Origin of the sequence: Motilibacter deserti (genome assembly GCF_011250635.1) — a bacterium.
In the GTDB taxonomy this organism is placed as follows: domain Bacteria; phylum Actinomycetota; class Actinomycetes; order Motilibacterales; family Motilibacteraceae; genus Motilibacter_A; species Motilibacter_A deserti.
This window is the reverse complement of the sequence record NZ_JAANNP010000147.1, coordinates 1-3690: the sequence shown is the minus strand read 5'-3', so window position 1 is coordinate 3690 and position 3690 is coordinate 1. Positions and strand designations below refer to the sequence as shown.

Sequence of the window (3690 nt, the reverse complement as noted above, 5' to 3'; positions counted from 1 at the left end):
GGCGCCCGGGCGACGATGGACGCCCTCGGGATCCGCAGCAGCGCCGCGGTCACCGTCGCCGGTGACACCGGCCCGTGGGGCGCGCTGGTCGCCCACGGCAGCTCCCCCGACGCGTTCGGCCCCGACGACCTGCACTTCCTGCAGGCGGTGGCGAACGTCGTCGCGGCCCTGCTCGCCCGGGCCCGGGTCGAGGAGGAGCTGCAGCTGCGGGCCACGCACGACGCGCTGACCGGGCTGCCGGGGCGCGAGCTCCTGCGCGAGCGGCTGAGCGCCGCGGTGGCGGGCCCGGACGCCGGCCCGGTCGGCCTGCTCCTGCTGGACCTCAACGGGTTCAAGGACGTCAACGACTCGCTCGGCCACCACGTGGGCGACGACGTGCTGCGCCAGGTCGCGCCGCGGCTCGGGGTACCGCTCACGCCACTGGACACGGTGGCCCGGCTCGGCGGTGACGAGTTCGCGATCTGCCTGGCCGCGCCGCGCACGACCGACGAGCTGCTCGAGATGACCGGGCGCATCAGCGACCTGCTGCACGGGACGTACGAGACGCCCTTCGGCCCGGTGTCGCTGGGCGGCAGCGTCGGCGCGGCGATCGCTCCCGCGCACGGCACGGACGCGCACATGCTGCTGCGCCACGCCGACCAGGCGATGTATCGCGCGAAGCGCGAGGCGACCGGGTGGGCGGTCTACGACCCGCAGCTCGACGAGGACCCGACGTCGCGGCTGCGCGCGGTCAACGAGCTGCGGGGCGCGATCGCGGCGCACGAGATCACCCTCGCGTACCAGCCGATCGTGCACCTGCCGACCGAGACCGTACGCAGCGTCGAGGCGCTGGCCCGCTGGACGTCGCCGACCCGTGGGCCGCAGTCGCCCGCCGAGTTCGTCGCGCTCGCCGAGCGGTCGGGCCTCATCGGCGACCTGACCGACGAGATCGTGCGGATGGCGTGCCGGCAGGCGGCACGCTGGCTGGCCGACGGGCGCGAGCTCGCGGTGGCCGTCAACCTGCCCGGCTCGGTCCTCGCCCAGCCCGGGTACGCCGACCGGCTCGCCCGCCACGCCGAGCTGGCCGGCATCCCCCCGGCCCTGCTCTCGGTCGAGGTCACCGAGACCACGTTGGTGAGCGAGGCGGCCGTCGCGACGCTGCGGCGCCTCGTCGACCGGGGCATGCAGGTGCTGGTGGACGACTTCGGCACCGGCTACTCCTCGCTCGGCCGGCTGAAGCAGCTGCCGGTGCAGACGCTCAAGATCGACCGGAGCTTCATCACGGGCCTGGCCGAGGACCGCGCGGACCTCGCCATCGTCCGCTCGGTCGTGGCGCTGGCCGAGGAGCTCGGCCTCGACGTCGTCGCCGAGGGGGTCGAGACGCCGGAGGTCGCCGACGCCCTGCGGGCTCTGGGCGTGCCGCGGGCGCAGGGCTACCTCTACGCGCGGCCGCTGCCGCCGCACGACCTGGAGGCCTGGCTGGACACCCGCCCCGCGCCGGGCCGGCTTGGGAGCCTCGCGGAGCGCCGGTCCGCCTGACGAAATGGGGTGGCCCGCCGCTCCGGCGACCGGCGATCGTTGCCCCGTGACCGACACCGCCGTGGCACCGCGCGCGGGGACGGGCCTGCGCGGCCTGCCCCGCCCGTTCTGGTTCCTCTGGGCCGGCACGCTGGTCAACCGGATCGGCCTGTCCGTGCAGCCGTTCCTGCTGCTCTACCTCACCACCGCGCGCGACCTGTCCGCTCCGCGCGCCGGGCTCGTGCTGACCGCGCTCGGGGCCGGCGCATCCTGCTCGCAGATCCTCGGCGGTGCGCTCACCGACCGCGTGGGCCGTCGCCGCGTCCTCGTCGGCGGGCTGCTCGCCAGCGCCGGCAGCCTGGCCCTGCTCGGCCTCGCCCGCGGCATGCCCGCGCTGCTGGCGGCGGCCGTGCTCGTCGGGGTCTGCGCCGACCTCTACCGCCCGGCCGCCAGCGCGCTCGTCGCCGACCTGGTGTCGCCCGAGCGGCGCACCCTCGCGTACTCCCTGCTCTTCTGGGCGATCAACCTCGGCTTCGCGATCGCGGGCGTGCTCGCCGGCTGGCTCGCGACGCACGGCTACGGCCTGGTCTTCGCCCTCGACGCGGGCACCTGCGCGGTCTTCGCGCTCATCGTTTGGCGCGGCGTCCCGGCGGACCCGCCGCGCCTCACCCAGAGCGACGAAAGCGTACCGGCGAGCGCGGGCTACGGCACCGCGCTGCGCGACCCGCTGCTGGTCGCGCTGTGCGTGCTGACGCTCCTGCAGTCCACGGTCTACATGCAGGGCTACGTCACGCTGCCGCTGGTGATGGCGGACGACGGGCTGTCCCCGCGGACGTACGGCACCGTCATCGCGCTGAACGGCCTCGGCATCGTGCTCCTGCAGCCGCTGCTGCTGCGGTGGCTGACCCGCCAGGACCGGCTCGTCGTGCTCGCGGCTGCCTCGGTGCTCATCGGGATCGGCTACGGCTGCACGGCGTTCGCGGACACGGGACCGGAGTACGCCGCGACGGTGCTGGTGTGGACGGTGGGGGAGATCGGTACGGGCGGGGCAGGCATGGCGATCATCGCCGACCTCGCGCCGCCGGGCGCGCGCGGCCGCTACCAGGGGCTGTTCGGGACGATGTTCGGCGCAGCCGCGCTCACCGCCCCGCTCGTCGGCACGACCGTGCTCACCGGGCTCGGCGAGCCGGCGCTGTGGGGCGGGTGCGTCGCCCTCGGGCTCGTCGTCGCGGTCGGGATGCTCGCGCTCGCCCCGGGGGTGCGCGCGCGCCGGCGGGTCCTCGAGGCCGGGTGAGCCCGAACCGCTGTTTGCCGAAGTTCTCTTCCCCCCTCAGGCTCCCCACCCGACCGGTCGCCGCACGGTGCCCAAGATCATGGGGCGCCAGAGGCGTGACGCGGGCCGGTCCGGGGGATCGCATCGGCCATGGAGCACTTCACGATCGCGACAGTCGCCGAGAAGAGCGCCGACTTCCGGCGCGTGCTGTGGACGGGCAAGCACACCCAGCTCGTCATCATGACGATCCCGCCGGACGGGGAGATCGGCGAGGAGGTCCACGAGGACACCGACCAGGTCCTCACGTTCGTCAGCGGCGTCGGCGAGGCGCGCGTCGGCGGGCAGAAGAAGAAGGTCGAGGCCGGCGACCTCGTGGCCGTGCCCGCCGGGACGAAGCACAACTTCGTCAACACCGGGCCGAACCCGCTCGTCCTCTACACGGTCTACGGCCCGCCGGAGCACGCGGCGAAGGCGGTCCACCACACCAAGGAGGAGGCCGACGAGGCCGAGGAGTCGGGCAAGGACGAGCCGCCGACCTCCTGACCTCCCGCTCGCGGCGGGCGGCCCTGCTCGGGCCGCCCGCCGCGGCGCGTCTGTGCCGGATCAGGCCGAGTCAGGCCGGCGGGCGGTCGACCAGGTGCGAGAGCACGATGACGCTCTTCGTCGAGCCCACCCGCCGGTCGCTGCGCACCCGTTCGAGCACCGTCTCCATGTGCCGGATGTCGACCGCGCGCAGGTGCACCAGCGCGTCGGCCTCCCCCGTGACCGTGCACGCGTCGACGACCTCGGGGATGCTGTCGAGCGACGCCCGCAGGCTGTCCGGGGAGACGTTCCCCGCGCAGAACACCTCGACGTACGCCTCAGTGGTCCAGCCGAGCACCGCCGAGTCGACGACGGCGGTGAAGCCGCGGATGACGCCG

At 74.8% G+C, this 3690-nt stretch carries 4 protein-coding genes; 3 read left to right on the top strand and 1 reads right to left on the bottom strand.

Features of this window, described 5'->3' with window-relative positions; all coding sequences use genetic code 11:
• The 3 genes from G9H71_RS21545 to G9H71_RS21535 all read left to right on the top strand — a co-directional run.
• A partial coding sequence (locus tag G9H71_RS21545) for a sensor domain-containing phosphodiesterase (RefSeq protein ID WP_166284825.1) occupies nt 1–1518 on the top strand: 1518 nt, incomplete at its 5' end.
• Nucleotides 1519–1564: 46 nt separating this feature from the next.
• Complete coding sequence (locus tag G9H71_RS21540; protein ID WP_331273182.1) at nt 1565–2791, top strand: MDR family MFS transporter; 1227 nt, start codon at nt 1565–1567, stop codon at nt 2789–2791.
• 129 nt (nt 2792–2920) lie between these two features.
• Nucleotides 2921–3313, top strand: coding sequence for a cupin domain-containing protein (locus tag G9H71_RS21535; RefSeq protein ID WP_166284823.1), 393 nt, complete (start codon nt 2921–2923; stop codon nt 3311–3313).
• A gap of 70 nt (nt 3314–3383) precedes the next feature.
• On the opposite strand, the gene G9H71_RS21530 is transcribed toward G9H71_RS21535, so the two are convergent.
• Nucleotides 3384–3690 (bottom strand): Lrp/AsnC family transcriptional regulator (locus G9H71_RS21530; protein ID WP_166284822.1); only part of this gene is annotated, 307 nt, incomplete at its 5' end.